This is a genomic window from Rhizobium sp. PL01 (genome assembly GCF_033447125.1).
GTDB lineage: Bacteria > Pseudomonadota > Alphaproteobacteria > Rhizobiales > Rhizobiaceae > Pararhizobium.
In genome coordinates this window covers 78,923-95,623 of sequence record NZ_JAWQUM010000005.1, presented here as the reverse complement: position 1 = coordinate 95,623, position 16,701 = coordinate 78,923, and the positions used below count along the sequence as shown (strand labels likewise).

19 protein-coding genes are annotated in these 16,701 nt (G+C 59.9%); 8 read left to right on the top strand and 11 right to left on the bottom strand.

The window, feature by feature from the left end:
• Window positions 1–54 precede the first annotated feature (54 nt).
• Window positions 55–795 carry an SDR family NAD(P)-dependent oxidoreductase gene (locus R6X40_RS13640; protein WP_318414342.1) on the top strand — a complete coding sequence of 247 codons (741 nt, stop codon included), beginning with the start codon at window positions 55–57 and terminating at the stop codon, window positions 793–795.
• A gap of 72 nt (window positions 796–867) precedes the next feature.
• On the opposite strand, the gene R6X40_RS13635 is transcribed toward R6X40_RS13640, so the two are convergent.
• From R6X40_RS13635 to R6X40_RS13625, 3 genes are all read right to left on the bottom strand, one after another.
• On the bottom strand, window positions 868–1,341 hold the full coding sequence (locus tag R6X40_RS13635) for a VOC family protein (protein WP_318414341.1): 474 nt from the start codon (window positions 1,339–1,341) through the stop codon (window positions 868–870).
• A 119-nt stretch (window positions 1,342–1,460) separates the two neighbouring features.
• Complete coding sequence (gene greA / locus R6X40_RS13630; RefSeq protein WP_318414340.1) at window positions 1,461–1,943, bottom strand: transcription elongation factor GreA; 483 nt, start codon at window positions 1,941–1,943, stop codon at window positions 1,461–1,463.
• Between the two features lie 2 nt (window positions 1,944–1,945).
• The gene (locus R6X40_RS13625; RefSeq protein WP_318414339.1) at window positions 1,946–2,170 is read right to left on the bottom strand and encodes a hypothetical protein; all 225 of its coding nucleotides are present in this window, start codon (window positions 2,168–2,170) and stop codon (window positions 1,946–1,948) included.
• Between the two features lie 487 nt (window positions 2,171–2,657).
• On the opposite strand from R6X40_RS13625, the gene dapE reads away from it, so the two are divergent.
• Window positions 2,658–3,851 (top strand): succinyl-diaminopimelate desuccinylase, encoded by a 1,194-nt coding sequence (gene dapE / locus R6X40_RS13620; RefSeq protein ID WP_318414338.1) that lies wholly within the window; start codon window positions 2,658–2,660, stop codon window positions 3,849–3,851.
• Complete coding sequence (locus R6X40_RS13615; RefSeq protein ID WP_318414337.1) at window positions 3,838–4,452, top strand: hypothetical protein; 615 nt, start codon at window positions 3,838–3,840, stop codon at window positions 4,450–4,452. The genes dapE and R6X40_RS13615 overlap by 14 nt, the downstream gene beginning before the upstream one ends.
• Here R6X40_RS13615 and truA read toward each other — a convergent pair.
• The 5 genes from truA to def form a co-directional block, all read right to left on the bottom strand.
• Window positions 4,446–5,189, bottom strand: a complete 744-nt coding sequence (gene truA, locus R6X40_RS13610) for a tRNA pseudouridine(38-40) synthase TruA (protein WP_318414336.1) — start codon at window positions 5,187–5,189, stop codon at window positions 4,446–4,448. The two genes, R6X40_RS13615 and truA, sit on opposite strands and share 7 nt — an antisense overlap.
• Window positions 5,189–6,124, bottom strand: coding sequence for a methionyl-tRNA formyltransferase (gene fmt / locus R6X40_RS13605; protein WP_318414335.1), 936 nt, complete (start codon window positions 6,122–6,124; stop codon window positions 5,189–5,191). The genes truA and fmt overlap by 1 nt, the downstream gene beginning before the upstream one ends.
• 22 nt (window positions 6,125–6,146) lie before the next feature.
• Entirely contained in the window at window positions 6,147–6,566 is a 420-nt protein-coding gene (locus R6X40_RS13600; protein ID WP_318414334.1) for a type II toxin-antitoxin system VapC family toxin, read from the bottom strand.
• 4 nt (window positions 6,567–6,570) lie between these two features.
• A complete protein-coding gene (locus R6X40_RS13595) occupies window positions 6,571–6,831 on the bottom strand; it encodes a FitA-like ribbon-helix-helix domain-containing protein (RefSeq protein ID WP_318414333.1) in 261 nt (86 codons plus the stop codon).
• A gap of 65 nt (window positions 6,832–6,896) precedes the next feature.
• Window positions 6,897–7,421: a peptide deformylase gene (gene def, locus R6X40_RS13590; RefSeq protein ID WP_318414332.1), complete on the bottom strand. Its 525-nt coding sequence runs from the start codon at window positions 7,419–7,421 to the stop codon at window positions 6,897–6,899.
• 144 nt (window positions 7,422–7,565) lie between these two features.
• On the opposite strand from def, the gene R6X40_RS13585 reads away from it, so the two are divergent.
• The 3 genes from R6X40_RS13585 to R6X40_RS13575 all read left to right on the top strand — a co-directional run bounded on the left by R6X40_RS13585 (window position 7,566) and on the right by R6X40_RS13575 (window position 12,371).
• Window positions 7,566–8,765, top strand: a complete 1,200-nt coding sequence (locus R6X40_RS13585; protein WP_318414331.1) for a DNA recombination protein RmuC — start codon at window positions 7,566–7,568, stop codon at window positions 8,763–8,765.
• 51 nt (window positions 8,766–8,816) lie between these two features.
• Window positions 8,817–9,716, top strand: a complete 900-nt coding sequence (locus tag R6X40_RS13580) for a ribokinase (RefSeq protein WP_318414330.1) — start codon at window positions 8,817–8,819, stop codon at window positions 9,714–9,716.
• 285 nt (window positions 9,717–10,001) lie between these two features.
• The gene (locus tag R6X40_RS13575; RefSeq protein WP_318414329.1) at window positions 10,002–12,371 is read left to right on the top strand and encodes a methyl-accepting chemotaxis protein; all 2,370 of its coding nucleotides are present in this window, start codon (window positions 10,002–10,004) and stop codon (window positions 12,369–12,371) included.
• A 68-nt stretch (window positions 12,372–12,439) separates the two neighbouring features.
• Here the strand turns inward: R6X40_RS13575 and R6X40_RS13570 are convergent, their stop codons facing one another.
• A complete protein-coding gene (locus R6X40_RS13570) occupies window positions 12,440–13,384 on the bottom strand; it encodes a nucleoside hydrolase (RefSeq protein WP_318414328.1) in 945 nt (314 codons plus the stop codon).
• 155 nt (window positions 13,385–13,539) lie between these two features.
• Between R6X40_RS13570 and R6X40_RS13565 the strand changes: the two genes are divergently transcribed.
• Window positions 13,540–13,971, top strand: a complete 432-nt coding sequence (locus tag R6X40_RS13565; RefSeq protein ID WP_318414327.1) for an Hsp20 family protein — start codon at window positions 13,540–13,542, stop codon at window positions 13,969–13,971.
• 140 nt (window positions 13,972–14,111) lie between these two features.
• Window positions 14,112–14,369, top strand: a complete 258-nt coding sequence (locus tag R6X40_RS13560) for a DUF1150 family protein (RefSeq protein ID WP_318414326.1) — start codon at window positions 14,112–14,114, stop codon at window positions 14,367–14,369.
• 28 nt (window positions 14,370–14,397) lie between these two features.
• Here the strand turns inward: R6X40_RS13560 and trmB are convergent, their stop codons facing one another.
• Together trmB and metK are read right to left on the bottom strand one after the other, a co-directional pair.
• On the bottom strand, window positions 14,398–15,096 hold the full coding sequence (gene trmB / locus R6X40_RS13555) for a tRNA (guanosine(46)-N7)-methyltransferase TrmB (RefSeq protein WP_318414325.1): 699 nt from the start codon (window positions 15,094–15,096) through the stop codon (window positions 14,398–14,400).
• Between the two features lie 87 nt (window positions 15,097–15,183).
• Window positions 15,184–16,464 carry a methionine adenosyltransferase gene (metK, locus tag R6X40_RS13550; RefSeq protein ID WP_318414324.1) on the bottom strand — a complete coding sequence of 427 codons (1,281 nt, stop codon included), beginning with the start codon at window positions 16,462–16,464 and terminating at the stop codon, window positions 15,184–15,186.
• Window positions 16,465–16,701 lie beyond the last annotated feature (237 nt).

Genomic DNA, 16,701 nt, shown 5'->3' with positions numbered 1-16,701 from the left:
TGCGGCATGCTTGGTTCATCGGATGAACGAATCCGAAAATTCAAGGAAATTGCCATGACCAGATTGACCGGAAAAACCGCCGTCGTCACCGGTGCTGCCAATGGACCGGCGGCCCGGATCGCCGCTCGCCTTGCCGCCGAGGGTGCAGCCGTCATCATCAATGATGCAACCGATAGCGAAGGCGCCTCCCGTGTTGCCGCCGATATTGTCCGGTGTGGCGGCCGGGCTGTCGCCGTTGAAGGTGATGTCTCGAAGTCGCAGGATGTAAAACGCATTTTCCGGACTGCGGTCGAGATCTTCGGCCGGCCCGATATCGTCGTCAACAATGCCGGCATTGTCCGAACCGACCCACAGCAGCCGGAGACCGACGCCAACCGCACATTTGCAGTCAACGTTTTCGGCACCTTCCTGATGTGCCAGGAGGCCGCACGCCAGTTCGCCGGCAAGGGCGGCCTCATCATCAACATGAGCGCGATGACCGATGCCACAGCGGAGGCCGGAAAGCCGGATGCGGACAAGCAGTCCACCATCAGGAGCGCCATCGATATGCTGACGCTCGGCCTTGCCCGCGAATTCGCAGAGCGCGGCATCCGCGTCGTCTCGGTCGATCCGGCGAATTTTGATGCGGAAGACCTCTACGAACCTGTTCGCCGCGAGAAGACCGCGCACCGCATCCCCGCGCTGAAATCCCTGCGCCGTGGCCGTCTCCCGGGCGCCGGAACCCTTGCAGCCTCCGATGATATCGCCTTTATCCGCAACGACCTCGTGGCCTCGGCCGGCTGGCGCGGGTGGTAGAGGCCAGCCCGTAACGGCCATCAAAGCCGGGCCTGCATTCAGCCAAATGTACAGCCCGGCGCGAGTGCTGCTTCAGCCACGCCGGGCTGCTTCGATCGCCCCGACATCGATCTTCTTCATAGTCATCATCGCTTCAAAGGCGCGCTTTGCCTGATCGCCACCTGCTGCCATCGCTTCGGTCAGCACACGCGGCGTAATCTGCCAGGACACGCCCCACTTATCCTTGCACCAGCCACATTCGCTTTCCTGGCCGCCATTGCCGACAACGGCGTTCCAATAACGGTCGGTCTCTTCCTGATCATCCGTTGCGATCTGAAATGAAAAAGCTTCGTTGTGTTTGATGCCGGAACCGCCATTCAGTCCGATACAGGGGATACCCGCAACGGTGAATTCAACAACCAGTACGTCTCCCTGCTGCCCCGATGGATAGTCTCCGGGTGCACGGATCACGGCACCAACAGTGCTGTCGGGGAAGGTCTTGGCGTAGAAACGGGCGGCTTCCTCGGCGTCCTTGTCATACCATACGCAGATCGTATTCTTTGCCATTGCAGTGTCCTCTCGCTTTTCATTCTCCAATTCCGGCTGGAATTTAAGAGTCAAACCGAACTTTTCCAGCCCATCAAGCCATTTCAAGAACAGTATCCAAGGGGCGGCGAATGGGTATTCTATGCGATCGCGATGATCTCGAGTTCCTGATCGCCGGTGCCGACGACATCGCCGGCGGCCTTGCCCGTCAGAAGCCGTGCGACCGGTGAAACATAAGAAATCGATCCGGCTTTTGGATCCGCCTCATCCTCCCCGACGATGCGGTACGTCTGGACGCGCCCGTCATTGCGGCTGAAGGTCACCGTACTGCCGAAGGAAACCTTGCCGGTCGATGTAGGGGCAGGAACAACCTGCGCAGTGTGAACCCGTGCCGCAAAGTAGCGCGTGTCGCGCAGGGGATTTGTCATCTGCCTGCGGCGTTCATTGACATCGTCAATCGTGCTTGCAGCATCGCAAGCCGCGCGCGCCTGTTGAAGCTGAAGTTCCAGCGCTTTCAATCCGGCCTCCGTCACGCGGTTCGGATGCGGGGAAATCGGCCGCTCGGGCAGATGGGTTTCCGCAGCCGTTTCAGCACTGTCGTCCTTGGCAAAAGCAACACTCAATTTCAAAACTCCATCTCGGCGCGATGCGCGCTTGCAGGCATACGGTGCAATTGCGCCGATGTTTGCCAGAACTGCGCATCGGATGACAAGGGATGCCCCGCCAATCTTACACCATCGGTATTCACAGCCGATTCATGATCCAGCCACAGGAATGAACCGCCCGCTCCCTGCGCGCCCGTCCTCAGGTCAAGCGCGAAGATGGCGGAGAATTTGGTAGGTCTATCCATACCTTAAAATCCCTCCCCCTTCAAAAAAATCATCCCCGCAAATCCCCGCCCCAAAAAACTGTGTCATCCTTACCTGGTCCTGTCATCGGCTAGACTGCTAGGCGTAGCAGTGAGGCGGGATCGGTGCCGGGTGCGGGAGAGACGTAAGCCTTCATCCGGTGGGCGGGCAGAAAATGGTTTCCCTCCGCAGACTATACGGCGCTGCGGGCGTGCCTGTGCGGCACATAGAGCCGGCGCCAATGCCGGCCTCAGAGAAACTGGAGTTGCCTGTCGACCAACACTGAACGGTGCGCTGGAAGGCGTCATATACATTACTTAGTCAGCGGCACTTTCCAGCGCCCCGGCCAAGTCAATCATCACGCAAGCCACGGCGGATTCTTCGCGCGTGGTTACGGGCATTGAGGCAATCCTGGATGACCCGGCTAACCGCGTGACAGCCCCGCGTGGATCGGCTAAACCAAGCCCCGCGAAACAACAGGCTTTCTTGATGACCGCTACCGATCCCGTCGCCAATCTCTCCACCCTGATCCGTTGCCCGTCCGTGACCCCTGCCGAAGGTGGCGCGCTGACTGCTCTCGAAGCGATACTGAAGCCGCTCGGCTTTGCCGTCGACCGGGTGACCGCGACCGAGGACGGCACGCCGGATATCGAAAATCTCTATGCCCGGCTTGGCACCGGCGGCCCGCACCTGATGTTTGCCGGCCATACCGATGTCGTGCCTGTTGGCGACGAAGCCGCCTGGACGCACGGGCCGTTTTCGGCCGATATCGCCGGTGGCGAAATGTACGGCCGCGGCGCCGTCGACATGAAGGGCGGCATCGCCTGTTTTGCCGCCGCCATTGCCCGTCATATCGAAAAACATGGCAACCCTGCCGGTTCCATCTCGTTTCTGATCACCGGCGACGAGGAAGGACCGGCGATCAACGGTACCCCCAAGCTGCTCGAATGGGCCGCGGCCAGAGGCGAGCGCTGGGATGCCTGCCTGGTTGGCGAGCCGACCAACCCGGACCAGCTTGGCGACATGATCAAGATCGGCCGTCGCGGCTCGCTGTCGGGCACCATCACCGTGCACGGCGTGCAGGGCCACGCCGCCTATCCGCATCTGGCCGATAGCCCGGTGCGTGGCATTCTCTCCCTGACGCAGGCGCTGATGGACCCGCCCTTCGATGGCGGCACCGACAATTTCCAGCCGTCCAATCTCGAGGTGACGACGATCGACGTGGCCAACAAGGCAGTCAATGTCATTCCGTCGAAGGCATCGGCAAGCTTCAACATCCGCTTCAACGACACCTGGGAGGCCGACAGCCTGAAGGCCGAGATCATCGCCCGGCTCGACAAGGCGGCGTCGAACAGCCCGCTTCGTCCCGGCCGCCCGCCGGTCCGCTACGATCTGGTCTGGAGCGAGCGCCCGAGCCACGTCTTCATCACCCGCAACAATGCCTTGATCGCTTCGCTGTCCGGCGCCGTCGAGGCCGTCACGGGACGCGAGCCGAAGCTCTCGACCACCGGCGGCACTTCGGATGCACGCTTCATCAAGGATTATTGCCCGGTGGTCGAGTTCGGTCTCGTCGGGCAGACCATGCACATGGTCGACGAGCGCGTCGCGGTCGCTGATCTCGAGACCCTGACCCAGATCTACGAAACCTTCATCAGCCGCTGGTTTGGCCATGCCGCAGATTGAAGAAATCGGAGGTTATCTGAAGGGTGTGTGGCTGCTGATTCTGGGCGATAAGAACGGCTTTGGCTGGCTCGACATCACCGCTAGTGGTGTCTGGCGCTCGTTTGCCGCTTTCCTCTGGTGCCTTCCGGCCATGGCCGTCGGCTGGGCGGCCTGGCGCCTGTTTTATCTGGAACAAATGCCGACAGGCACCGAAACCGGGATCGGCTTCATTGTGAAGCTGTTTCTGGTCGATATGACGATGTGGATCGTGCCCCTGATCCTGGTGTCTGTGCTGGCAAAGCCGCTCGGCTATGCCGACATGCTGGCCTCGATCATCATCAGCACCAACTGGCTGGCCGTCCCCACGGTCTATGCGATGGCTGTTCCATTGGCGATCAGGCTTGTCATTCCAGGCGGCCAGGGGCTGGCCTACCTGTTGTCGCTGATCCTGCTCCTGACCAATTTCACGGTGATTTTCAGGCTGGTGAAAACGATAACCAACAACCAGCTGCTGCTCGCCTCGGCAATCTCAGCCCTGTTGATCCTGCCGTCTCTGATGTTGAGCGAGGCCCTGCCACCCATGCTCGGCCTGATGCCGATCTATGGCACCACCCTTCAATAATCGACCTGCATGAAATAAAGCCCCTCCGGTGGCGCAACGGGACCGCAGGCCTTGCGGTCCTTCGCCTCCAGCGCTGCTCCCACGTCGTCCGGCGTCCAGCGCCCGTCACCCACCATTTTCAGCGTGCCCGCGAACGAACGGATCTGGTTGTGCAGAAAGCTCTGCGCCGTCGCCCGGATTTCGATGACATCGCCATCCCGCGTCACATCGAGCCGGTCGAGTGTCCGCCACGGGCTGTTTGCCTGGCAATGGGTGGAGCGGAACGTGGTGAAATCATGATAACCGACCAACCTCTGGGCCGCGGCGTGCATGGCTTCATGATCGAGCGGCTTCGATACCCACCAGGCACGCTTCGCCTCCAGCGCCAAAGGCGATGGCCGGGAAATGATCCGGTAAAGGTAATGGCGCCGGAGCGCTGAAAACCGGGCGTCGAAATCATCCGGCGCTTCGGCCGCCTCAATGATCGACACCTGCTGCCCGGCGCGCCCGAGATAGGCATTCAGCGCATTGCGCAGCGTCTCCGGCTTCCAGGCCCGCGACAAGTCGACATGCGCCACCTGCCCTCTGGCATGCACACCGGAATCGGTTCGCCCTGCCCCACGGATCAAAGCGGGCTCACGAGTCAGCGCCAGCACGGCCTTTTCGACGGCCCCCTGCACCGATGGCCCATTGTTCTGCCGCTGCCAGCCGACATAGTTGGAACCGTCATATTCAATCACCATGCGGAAACGCGGCATCAGGAAAGCCTTGTGCCCGCAGGAATGGCCGTGCCGCGCCGGAAATCCTCGGCGCCTAGCACCTTGCCGCCGGCCTTTTGCAGCCGGGTCAATCGCACCGATCCCTCGCCGCAGGCAATCGTCAGGTCGTCGAATAACGCCGTGCCCGTCTCACCGCCTGCAGTTTCGACCACGGAAGACAAAACCTTGATCCGCTCCGGCTTGCCGCCAATCTCCAGCTCGAACCAGGCACCAGGAAAGGGCGACAGCCCGCGAATGTGATTGTGAACCTCGGCGGCGGTCCTCGAAAAATCGATGCGCGTCTCGGCCTTGCTGATCTTGGCGGCATAAATGACGCCTTGATCTTGCTGTGGCGTCAATGCCAGGTCGCCGCCATCGAGCTTGTCCATGGCTTCCTTCATTAGACCGGCACCGGCCAACATCAGCTTGTCATGCAGCTCGCCGGCCGTCATGTCGTTGCCGATAGCCACGACCTTGGTCAGCGCCACGTCGCCGGTATCAAGCCCCTTGTCCATCTTCATCACCATCATGCCGGTCTCATGATCACCGGCCATGATCGCCCGCTGAATGGGGGCAGCACCACGCCAGCGCGGCAAAAGTGACGCGTGGCCATTGTAGCAGCCAAGTCTTGTGCCGCTCAGAATCTCCTCCGGTAAAAGCAGCCCGTAAGCCACCACGACGGCGACATCGGCATCGAATTCGCGGAAGGTCTGGCGGTCTGCGGCATCCTTGAAATTGACCGGCGTCAGAACCTCGATACCGAGCAATTCGGCGGCCTGATGGACCGGCGATTTTTGCAGGTCGAGACCGCGGCGGCCACCGGGACGCGGTGGTTGGGTGTAGACGGCAACGATCTTGTGACCGGCCTCTGCCAGCGCCGCCAATGTCGGTACCGAAAACTCCGGCGTTCCCATGAAGATGATGCGAAGCGGCATGGCGCGCGGTTCCCCGTTCTGATCAGGCCTCTTCAAACGGGTTTACAAGCTTCAAATCAAGCCCCTCGAAGTCTTTTGTGTTGCGCGTCGCCAGTGTCGCGTCATGCGACAGGCAAATCGCAGCGATCATGGCATCCTTGGTTTCCATCGGCCGCCCGTCCTTCTGGCGCTGTGCCGCAAGGTATCCGTAACGCGCCGCTACCGAGTGCGAAAAACTCAGGATTCGCCCAGAAAACTCTGTCTCAATCCGCGTAAATGTTTCGCTCAAACTGTTGCGCCTGGCTCCCGCTGGAAGCAATGCAATACCAAAATGGATTTCGCCCATAGCAATTGCGGTTAGAAAGACCGCTTCGCTATCATAGCGATCCAGCCACCGAAGGATTGTTTCGCTGTGCAGTCTTCCCTGAAGCTCTGAAATGACATTGGTATCAAGAACGATCATCGAATTATTTGAAATCCGGCGGCGAACGACCGGGCTGACTGCGAAACGCATCAATGGCGCGCAATTCGTCGTCTTCGAACTTTGCATCGCCCACGACTAAACGCAGGCGCTGTCCCGCCGTTTGTCCGTTTCGCTGTTCCCTTTCCAAGGCAGATCGAATTTGCACGATAGCTTCATCGGAAAGGCTGCGACCGTTACGGCGCGCACTTTCCTGCAGTTCAATTTTTAAAGCATCGTCAATTCCACGAAGGAGCAGATCGCCCATGCGCAACCTCCACTATGATATCACTGATATCATAGTCCCGAAGGCTCCAATCTTCAATGGAAGCGTCAGATCGCCTTGGCGCCGCGGGTCTTGGCGGCTTTGGTGAATTTGCGGATGACGATTTCGCGCTTGAGCTTGGAAATGTGATCGATGAACAGCACGCCGTTCAGGTGGTCGATCTCGTGCTGCAGGCAGGTCGCCAACAGGCCGTCGACCTTGGCCGTCAGCTGCTTTCCCTCAAGATCGATATACTCGACCGTGACAACAGCTGGCCGCTCGACCTCGGCATAATAATCGGGGATCGACAGGCAGCCTTCTTCATACACGGACATCTCGTCCGACGTCGTCAGGATCTTCGGGTTGATGAAGACCAGCGGCTGCTTGTCTTCGCCTTCCTTCGCCACGTCGATCACCAGCATCCGGCGCGGAACACCGATCTGGATCGCAGCGAGGCCGATGCCTGGCGCATCATACATCGTGTCCAGCATGTCATCCGCCAGACGGCGGACATCGGCATTGACCGTTTCCACCGGCTGGGACAGCTGGCGCAGCACGGGATCGGGAAGAATGATGAGCGGCTTGATAGTCATCTGGCTCCCTTAACCGATCTTTTGCGCCGATGGAATTCTCGTTTTCAAGATTTTTGCAGCAAATGCAGCAGTTTGTATCGATCGATTCACTAACGTTCTTGTTTTGATCTAGTCAGCCAACCCGAATCCACCTAGGCTGCAAGGATGGAACCGACAATTCTCACGCTCGATCAGCCGCTTTTCATTCTTGGCTCCTATACGATCACGCTTGGCATGTGCCTGTTCGGCGCCGTCGCAATCATGCTTTTCGCCGGCATCCCGGCGGTTCTCGGCAGGCGAAGAGACAGACAATCGGCCATCGATGCCGAACAGCGCATGACGGCGCTTCTCGCCGCGCAGACCGAGATGCAGGGCCGTATCGCTGCGATGGCCGATGTGTTTGGTGCGCGCCAGTCCGAACTCAACCAGTCAATCAGTCAGCGGATCGACGGCATGACGCACCGGCTCGGCACCTCGATTACCGAGCAGACGAAAGCAACGCACGAAAACCTGCGACGGCTGCAGGAGCGGCTGGCAGTCATCGACACGGCGCAGACCAATATCCAGTCTCTCGCCAAGGACATGGCCGGGCTGCAGAGCATTCTGTCCAACAAGCAGACACGCGGCGCCTTTGGCCAGTCGCGCATGGAAACCATCATCGCCGACGGCCTGCCGATGGGCGCCTATGCCTTTCAGGCAACCCTGTCGAACGGATCACGGCCGGATTGCACCGTCCGCATGCCGAACGGCCAGCCGGCTCTGGTGATCGATGCGAAATTTCCGCTTGAAGGCTGGAACGCGATCCGCAGCGCCGAGAACCCGGACATGGTCCGCCAGGCGCAACAACAGTTCCGCCGCGACATGGAGGTGCATATCCGGGATATTTCGGGAAAATACCTGATCCCCGGCGAAACCCAGGAGACGGCCTTCCTCTTCGTTCCCTCCGAATCGATCTTTGCCGAAATCCATGAGCATTTCGAAGGGATCGTCCAGAAGGCGCACCGCTCGCGGATCGTCATCGTTTCGCCATCGCTGCTGATGCTGTCGATCCAGGTCATTCAGGCCATCCTGCGGGATGCTCGGATGCGTGAACAGGCACACCTGATCCAGGGCGAGGTGATCCGGCTGATGGAGGACCTGACCCGGCTTGACGACAGAGTTCGCAAACTGCACGGCCACTTCCTCACCACCCAGAAGGATGTCGACGACATTCTGGTATCCTCGGAAAGGCTCAAGCGCCGGGGCACGCGCATCGAGGCGCTGGACCTCGAAACCACCAGCACAGCAGCAGACGGCAAGCCCGATCAGAAACCCTTCGACACGCGCGTCGGGCAATTGAAGCTGCGGGTGGTTGACGAGGACTGACCCTCTCGGGCACTGTCCCGCAAAAATCGCCTGCCCCGGGAGACACTTCAGATGATTACAGTTTTCGGCTCGATCAACATGGACTTGATCGCCACCACCGCACGCCTGCCGAAGCCCGGCGAGACCGTGACAGGCACAGGCTTTTCGACTGCCGCCGGCGGCAAGGGCGCCAATCAGGCTCTCGCAGCCCGCCGGGCTGGAGCGAGCGTTCGCATGGCTGGCGCTGTCGGATCCGACAGTTTTGCCGATGGCGCGCTCGCGCTTTTGAAACAGGCCGGCACCGATCTGTCGCTGACCAAAACCGTCAGTGAACCGACAGGCACGGCGCATATTCTCGTTGGTGGCGATGGCGAAAATGTCATCGTCGTGGTGGCGAGTGCCAATGGCACGGTCGGCACGGATGATGCGCAGTCCGCCGTCGAGACGATGAAATCCGGCGATACGCTGATGCTGCAGCTCGAAATTCCGGCCTCCTCGGTGGAAAAGGCGCTCGTTGCAGCAAAGACCAAGGGCATCACCTCGATTATCAACATTGCCCCTCTGACTGCAGATGCCGCACGCCTCGGCCGGATGGCGGATATCGTTGTGGCCAACGAGACGGAATTCGAGCTGCTCGCCGGACGTGAGGGGCTTTCGGCAACTGAGCGTGAAGACGCCATGCGGAGACTTTCTGCGGAAACGGGCCAGACCGTCATCGTGACACTGGGCGCCGAGGGCGTCGTCGCGGTGCGTAGCGGCAATGTCCATCGCGCCAAGGGCCTGAAAATCGAGCCGGTCGATACCGTCGGCGCTGGTGATACCTTCTGCGGCTATCTTGCTGCCAGCCTTGATGCCGGGCTGAATTTTGACGCGGCGCTGCGCCGTGCCGCCGTTGCAGGTTCGCTGGCCTGCCTCAACCCTGGTGCCCAGCCGGCCATCCCGCAGGCCGCCGAGGTTGACGCCAAGATCTGACCGGCAATGCCAAACCAGCCATTGCGCAATCAGGACAGCCTAAGTCGCCGACGCGGCACTCTGACCGAAATCCCATAAAAACTACGGGATTTCGGTTTCCAACGTTGTTCTAATTTTAATAAATACAGCGCTATCAAACACCTGCAAAGGCTGCCTTCCCAGGATCAAAGGCGGCCTCACGATGTCGGTCGGCATCTGGCGCTCCATGAGGGGGCATCTCCCACCCAAAGATCGCGTCATTCCGCGGCTTGAAACCCGCGGACCTCTCACAATGCGGGGATAGTCATGTTCAAGTTCCAGGCCAAATCGCTGGCGACAAAACTTATCGCGGTAACGGGCGGCACCATTGCACTCGTTCTTCTCGCCTCCAATTATGTGCTCATCTCCCAGACACAGGATCGTGTCGAAACACTGGTCCTCGACCAGGCACGTACTGAAGCAAAATCCATTGCATCCGACATCGCCAGCAACATCGCCGAACTGGCCGGTGCTGCCCGCTCGACGGCCGGCATCCTCGGACGTGGTCAGGAAGGCGGCTATCTCGACCGCAAGGCCGTCGTCGACCTGCTGAAGGCCAATGTCGAAAAGAACACATTCGCGTTTGGCAGCTGGTTTGCCGAAGAACCGAATGCCTTCGACGGCAAGTCCAAGGATTTTGCCGGGCAGAAGGATTTCGGCGCCAGCAAGGATGGAACGCTGAACCCCTACTGGACGAAGAGCAAGACCGGCATCGCCTTCTCGACCTTTGATTCCGACTACCCGGCCGACTGGTATGCTCTGGCGGCCAAGAGCCTCAAGGGCGCGATGTCGCCGCCCTATACCGAAAGCACAACAGGCGACAGCAACTCGATGTCCTCGATCGCCTATCCGGTCATCTCCAACGGCAAGCTGATCGGCGTCAGCGGCGTCGATGTTTCGCTGTCCTCGCTTGCCAACAAGGTGAAGGATATCCGCCCCTTCGGTACCGGCCGCGTGACACTGCTCTCGCAGAGCGGCAAATGGCTGGTGGCGCCGATCCCCGATCTGCTGATGAAGGAATATGACGGCGTCGGCGCGGATATCGTCAAGACCGCGCTGTCCACCGCAAAGCCGGGCATGATCCATGACCTGACCTATGACGGCAACGAAACCTTCGAGCGTGTTGTCTATCCCTTCAGCCTGCCTGACGTGAACACCACCTGGGTCGTGCTCGTCGACGTTCCGCAGACTGCGATCAACGCACCGGTCGTCGATCAAACCTATATGATGATCGTCGGTGGCCTGATCGTGCTGGGCGCCGTGCTTCTCGGCCTCTACCTCTCCGTCCGCAGCTTCGTTCAGAAGCCCCTGGCAGGACTGGTCAGCGATGTCGAGAACCTCAGCAAGGGCGTCTATGCCAATGCTGTTTCCGGTCAGGATCGCACCGACGAAACTGGCTCGGTCGCCAAGGCTCTTGAAGGCTTCCGCCACCGGTTGGCCGACACCAAGCGCCTGGAAGCAGAGGCACAGCAGGAGCGCCAGTCCTCCGAACAGCAGCGCAACCAATCCGAAGCCGAACGCGCCCAGTCGAACGCTACCCAGCGCGAGATCGTCGCCAAGCTTGCCAAGGGCCTGTCGCAGCTCTCCTCGGGTGACCTCGCCTACCGCATCACCGACGACTTCCCCGGCGAATATGCGCAGCTGAAGACGGACTTCAACTCCGCCATGGACAGCCTTGAAGAAACGATCCAGACGGTCAACTCCTCCGTCGTCAACATCGGCACCGGCACCAGCGAAATCAGCAATGCCGCCAATGATCTGTCGCACCGCACCGAACAGCAGGCCGCAAGCCTGGAAGAAACAGCGGCGGCGCTCGACCAGCTGACCTCGCAGGTCAATGCCAGCGCCGACAACGCCAAGGTTGCGGCGAAATCCGTCGAAACCGCCAGCAGCGATGCCGAACAGTCCGGCGAAGTGGTGCAGAAAGCGATTGCCGCGATGAAGGGCATCGAGCAGTCATCGGGCGAAGTTAGCCGCATCATCGGCGTCATCGACGAAATCGCCTTCCAGACCAACCTGCTGGCGCTCAACGCCGGTGTCGAAGCCGCCCGCGCTGGCGATGCCGGCAAGGGATTTGCGGTCGTTGCCCAGGAAGTGCGCGAACTCGCCCAGCGCTCGGCCAATGCTGCCAAGGAGATCAAGCAGTTGATCAACACCTCGGCCGGCCAGGTTCGCGATGGCGTCGATCTCGTCGGACGCGCCGGTGGCGCGCTCCAGAAGATCGCCGACCAGGTGGTCCAGATCAACGGCCTGATCCGCCAGATTTCGGGCTCGGCCTCCGAACAGGCCGTTGGCCTCAAGGAGATCAACACGGCGGTCAACCAGATGGATCAGGTGACCCAGCAGAACGCTGCGATGGTGGAAGAAACCACAGCAGCCAGCATGGCGCTGAACGAAGAAGCCCGTGCGCTAAGCACGCTGGTCTCCCGGTTCCATGTGGCACGCCAGAGCCTGTCCTCTGCCGACATGCTGCGCGGCACCGCGGACAAGATGCGGGCACCTGCCCGGACATCGGCGCCGAGCTACAGCGCACCTGCGAAGTCGGCTCCAGCCCGCTACAGTGCGCCAGCACCAAGGGCAGTGCCGCAGGTTTCCGGCAACACCGCGCTCGCCCAGGATAACTGGGAAGAGTTCTGAGCCAATAGGCATCACACATGGGAAACGGCGCCCTTGCGGCGCCGTTTTTGTTTCATTCGGGGGACTGATCAGAGGCGGGCGAGCCGCTCCGTCAGGAGATCGAAGAAGCCCTGATCATCCACCTCGCGCATAACCTTGGCATTGTGCTTGCGGCCGGTGACCTGCCACCAGTCGACCACTGTCATGCCAACGGTAAGTTCCGATTTGGTCTCGATCTCGACATTGCAATCGCGGCCTTTGAAAAGCTCGGGACGCAGGAGATAGGCGATAACGGTCGGATCATGCAGCGGGCCGCCATCGGAACCGTATTTCTCGATATCGAAGCGTTCGAAAAATTCCAGCATTTCGGCCATGGCAACCGCGGCCGGCGAGCCGATCGCCTTGATCTTTTCGACGCGGGCCTTGTAAGTCAGGACCCGGTGGGTGACATCCAGCGGCATCATGACGATGGGGATGCCCGACTTGAAGACGATATCGGCAGCATCCGGATCAACATAGATATTGAATTCAGCGGCGGGCGTGATGTTGCCGCCCTCGAAGAAACCGCCGCCCATCATGACAATTTCTCGCACACGTGGAGCGATCTGCGGTGCCTTGTTGAGGGCCAGCGCGATGTTGGTGAGCGCACCCAGCGTGCAGAGCGTCACCGTGCCCACCTCTTCGGCAAGCAGGGTCTCGATGATGAAATCGACGGCATGCTGTGTCTGCATCGGCATGGTCGGCTCTTCGACCACGGGACCATCAAGGCCGGTCTTGCCGTGCACATGTTCAGCGGTCACCAATTGCCGGACCAGCGGCCGGTCGGCTCCGGCATAGACCTTCACGTCGCGGCGATTGCACAGCTCGCAGATCACCCGAATGTTGCGGGAGGTCAACGCCACCGGCACATTACCGGCGACAGCGGTAATACCCAATACATCGAGTTCGCCAGGGCTGCCGAGCGCCAGCATGATCGCGGCGGCATCGTCCTGCCCCGGATCGGTATCGATGATAATCTTTCTCGGCACGGCCATGCGGGTCTCCTCCAAATCAGCGAGCGGGACTATGATTTGCCTCTTGGTCCGGCGCAAGCGCCTTGCACTCGCTACGCACAGCTACCATATTGAAGCCTCGCGGATGCTGCCTCGCAGGTCCGTCAAAACAGTCGCTTGAGCTGCAAGGACTAGATATGACCCGGATCACGCCCTTTACGAGCCCGCTTCTGCTCGGTTTCGACGCGATGGAAAAGACCCTTGAGCGTATCGCCAAGGGCAATGACGGCTATCCCCCCTACAATATCGAACGTGTGCGCCGTGACGAAACGTCGGATGAGCCGGACAGTTTGCGAATCACCTTGGCAGTCGCCGGGTTTTCGGAAGATGATCTCGACGTCACGACTGAGGAAAATCAGCTGATCATCCGCGGACGGCAGACCGAAACCGGCGAACGCGATTATCTGCATCGCGGGATTGCCGCCCGCCAGTTCCAGCGCATGTTCGTACTGGCCGAGGGAATGCAGGTTTCCAAGGCCGAGTTGAAGAACGGTCTTCTCTCCGTCGACCTCATTCGTCCGGAACCTGTCCGCATGGTAAAGAAAATTAATATTTTGGTCCCAGAGTAGGATAACCGGCAACTCAAGCCGGCTGCACCAAGGACCCGGCCGCTCCCAATGGCCCCGAACTTCGTACAGTAAAATCAATGTGTTGCGGATTTCTCCTGTCTCCCGGACGCGGAAATCGGCAAAGCTACGGAGTACGAATCATGGGATTGAAACACGTCAGCTCGCATCTGTCGAAAAATGACCTGGCCCATCTCGGCGCGGGTGAAGTCGGCTATATCCGCAAGATACGCTCGGAGGAAGTGTCCCGCGTCTTCCCGGAAGCCCCCAGCATGGACCCGGATCTTGACCTGTGGGCCCTGTTCGGCGCCGACGGCACGCCGATCCTTCTCACCGACAACCGCTCCAGCACCTTCTTCAAGGCGGCAGAAGACGACCTGCGCACCGTCAGCCTGCATTAGGCCAATTGCTATTGCGTGACATTCCGGCTTAGACGCGCCGGAATGTCAGATAGGCGGATTTGCGGCCCTCGCGGCGTGCCTTGGCCTCGTAGCGCGTGCTCGGCCAGCCGGCATAGGGCGTCAGCCAGTCTGAGGCATTCTCCGCCGTCCACTCGAACGCCGCGTGATCGCGGCAATGTTCCAGCGTCCAATTAACATAGGTGTCAATATCCGAGGCGAAGCAGAAGATGCCGCCGGGCTTCATCACGCGTGCGAACCGGTCGAGATTGACTGCTGATACGAAGCGGCGCTTCCAGTGTTTCCGCTTTGGCCACGGATCCGGATAGAGAAGATCGATCTGGTCGATTGAGTTTTCCGGCAACCAATCCAGCACCTGTGTCGCATCGTCATCGTGAAGGCGGATATTTTTCGCGCCGCGTTCCTCGATATATCCCACCAGCTTCGCCATGGAGTTGACGAAGGGCTCGACGCCGATGAAGCCGGTCTCAGCGTTTTCGACAGCGCGGTGAATCAGGTGCTCGCCACCGCCAAAGCCGATCTCAAGCCTGACACGTTCGACGGGATGACTGAACAGTTCCTTCACATCCGCCGGTGCTGGCGATGCCAGATCCAGCCGGAGCAAGGGCAGAACAGTATCAAGGTGCGTCGCCTGCAACGCGCGCAGGGGCTTGCCCTTGCGGCGGCCGAAGAAAGCTTCGGTCGAGCGGCTTCGATGCTGGTCGGTCATGGCAATGGTCTTTCACGATAAAAGCGGACGTCTCCGTCAGGAAACATCCGCTTTACAGTTTTATCAGTCGATCCGTAAAGAGCCGGATCAGGCTGCCTTCAGCGCGTCTTCCTTCAGAGCGTCCTTGAGCGGCTTGACGAGATCAAGCTTTTCCCAGGAGAACGAGCCGTCGCGGCCAGCCTTGCGGCCGAAATGGCCGTAGGCGGAGGTCTTGGCATAGATCGGCTTGTTGAGATCCAGATGACGGCGGATGCCCGACGGGGACAGGTCCATCGTCTTGCGGATCGCGCCTTCGACCTGGTCTTCCGTGACCTTGCCGGTGCCGTGCAGATCGACATAGATCGACAGCGGCTGAGCGACACCGATCGCATAGGCGATCTGGATCGTGCAACGGTCTGCAAGACCAGCGGCAACGACGTTCTTGGCGAGGTAGCGCGCAGCATAAGCGGCAGAACGGTCGACCTTGGTCGTATCCTTGCCGGAGAACGCGCCGCCGCCATGCGGGGCCGCGCCGCCATAGGTATCGACGATGATTTTGCGGCCGGTGAGGCCCGCATCACCATCTGGTCCGCCGATAACGAACTTACCGGTCGGGTTGATGTACCAGTTGCAGTCATCGGCAATGCTGATGTCGTGCAGCGCTTCGCGGATGTAGGGCTCGACGACACTGCGAACCTTTGCCGAATCCCAGCTCTCGTCGAGATGCTGAGTGGACAGAACGATCGAAGTCACTTCGGAAGGCTTGCCGTCGATGTAACGAACGGTGACCTGGCTCTTGGCATCAGGACCAAGACGGCCGGCCTCATCGGCGCCCTTCTTGCGGGCTGTTGCCAGGATATCGAGGATACGGTGCGAATAATAGATCGGCGCCGGCATCAGTTCTGCCGTTTCCTTGCAAGCGTAACCAAACATGATGCCCTGGTCGCCGGCACCTTCGTCGCCCTGCTTGTCGGCGGCGCTATCGACGCCCTGGGCGATATCGGCAGACTGCGGATGCAAGAGCACGTCGATCTTGGCAGTCTTCCAGTGGAAGCCGGCCTGCTCGTAACCGATTTCCCGGATGGCCTTGCGGGCAGCGGCCTTGAACTTCGCAGGATTGATAACCGGATGACCGGCGGCGTCTTTCAGGACGTTGCCGTCCTTGTCCTTCTTCAGAAGGGTATCCGGCACCCGGACTTCACCGGCGATGATCACACGGTTGGTGGTTGCCAGCGTTTCGCAGGCGATGCGAACACCCCAAGGGTCAACGCCAGTCCTGGCGGCTTCACGATACACAAGATCGACAATTTCATCCGAGATCCGGTCGCAGACCTTGTCAGGATGGCCTTCTGCCACGGATTCACTCGTAAACAGGTAGTTTGCGCGCATGCGGGAAGTCCCCTCAAAGAAAAAAAACGGCTTCAGATGTGTTAGTGATTTTGCCACAAAAAAACAAGCACACAAGGACATAAATATATCTTTATATGAGCAAGGCAGAAACGTTTTTCCGGTCATTTGGTGCTTTAATGCAGCATTTTACGTAAGATAGCCGCCTTCGACCCAAGCCGCCGACCGATCCGAGCCTTGCGTCAAGGCACAAAAAAAGCGGCACTGACCGGCCGCTTT

Coding starts and splice junctions, on each gene's coding strand:
- R6X40_RS13640 (WP_318414342.1), top strand. CDS start 55: ATGACCAGATTGACCGGAAAAACCGCCGTCGTCACCGGTGCTGCCAAT.
- R6X40_RS13635 (WP_318414341.1), bottom strand. CDS start 1,341: ATGGCAAAGAATACGATCTGCGTATGGTATGACAAGGACGCCGAGGAA.
- R6X40_RS13625 (WP_318414339.1), bottom strand. CDS start 2,170: ATGGATAGACCTACCAAATTCTCCGCCATCTTCGCGCTTGACCTGAGG.
- dapE (WP_318414338.1), top strand. CDS start 2,658: ATGACCGCTACCGATCCCGTCGCCAATCTCTCCACCCTGATCCGTTGC.
- R6X40_RS13615 (WP_318414337.1), top strand. CDS start 3,838: ATGCCGCAGATTGAAGAAATCGGAGGTTATCTGAAGGGTGTGTGGCTG.
- truA (WP_318414336.1), bottom strand. CDS start 5,189: ATGCCGCGTTTCCGCATGGTGATTGAATATGACGGTTCCAACTATGTC.
- fmt (WP_318414335.1), bottom strand. CDS start 6,124: ATGCCGCTTCGCATCATCTTCATGGGAACGCCGGAGTTTTCGGTACCG.
- R6X40_RS13600 (WP_318414334.1), bottom strand. CDS start 6,566: ATGATCGTTCTTGATACCAATGTCATTTCAGAGCTTCAGGGAAGACTG.
- R6X40_RS13595 (WP_318414333.1), bottom strand. CDS start 6,831: ATGGGCGATCTGCTCCTTCGTGGAATTGACGATGCTTTAAAAATTGAA.
- def (WP_318414332.1), bottom strand. CDS start 7,421: ATGACTATCAAGCCGCTCATCATTCTTCCCGATCCCGTGCTGCGCCAG.
- R6X40_RS13585 (WP_318414331.1), top strand. CDS start 7,566: ATGGAACCGACAATTCTCACGCTCGATCAGCCGCTTTTCATTCTTGGC.
- R6X40_RS13580 (WP_318414330.1), top strand. CDS start 8,817: ATGATTACAGTTTTCGGCTCGATCAACATGGACTTGATCGCCACCACC.
- R6X40_RS13575 (WP_318414329.1), top strand. CDS start 10,002: ATGTTCAAGTTCCAGGCCAAATCGCTGGCGACAAAACTTATCGCGGTA.
- R6X40_RS13570 (WP_318414328.1), bottom strand. CDS start 13,384: ATGGCCGTGCCGAGAAAGATTATCATCGATACCGATCCGGGGCAGGAC.
- R6X40_RS13565 (WP_318414327.1), top strand. CDS start 13,540: ATGACCCGGATCACGCCCTTTACGAGCCCGCTTCTGCTCGGTTTCGAC.
- R6X40_RS13560 (WP_318414326.1), top strand. CDS start 14,112: ATGGGATTGAAACACGTCAGCTCGCATCTGTCGAAAAATGACCTGGCC.
- trmB (WP_318414325.1), bottom strand. CDS start 15,096: ATGACCGACCAGCATCGAAGCCGCTCGACCGAAGCTTTCTTCGGCCGC.
- metK (WP_318414324.1), bottom strand. CDS start 16,464: ATGCGCGCAAACTACCTGTTTACGAGTGAATCCGTGGCAGAAGGCCAT.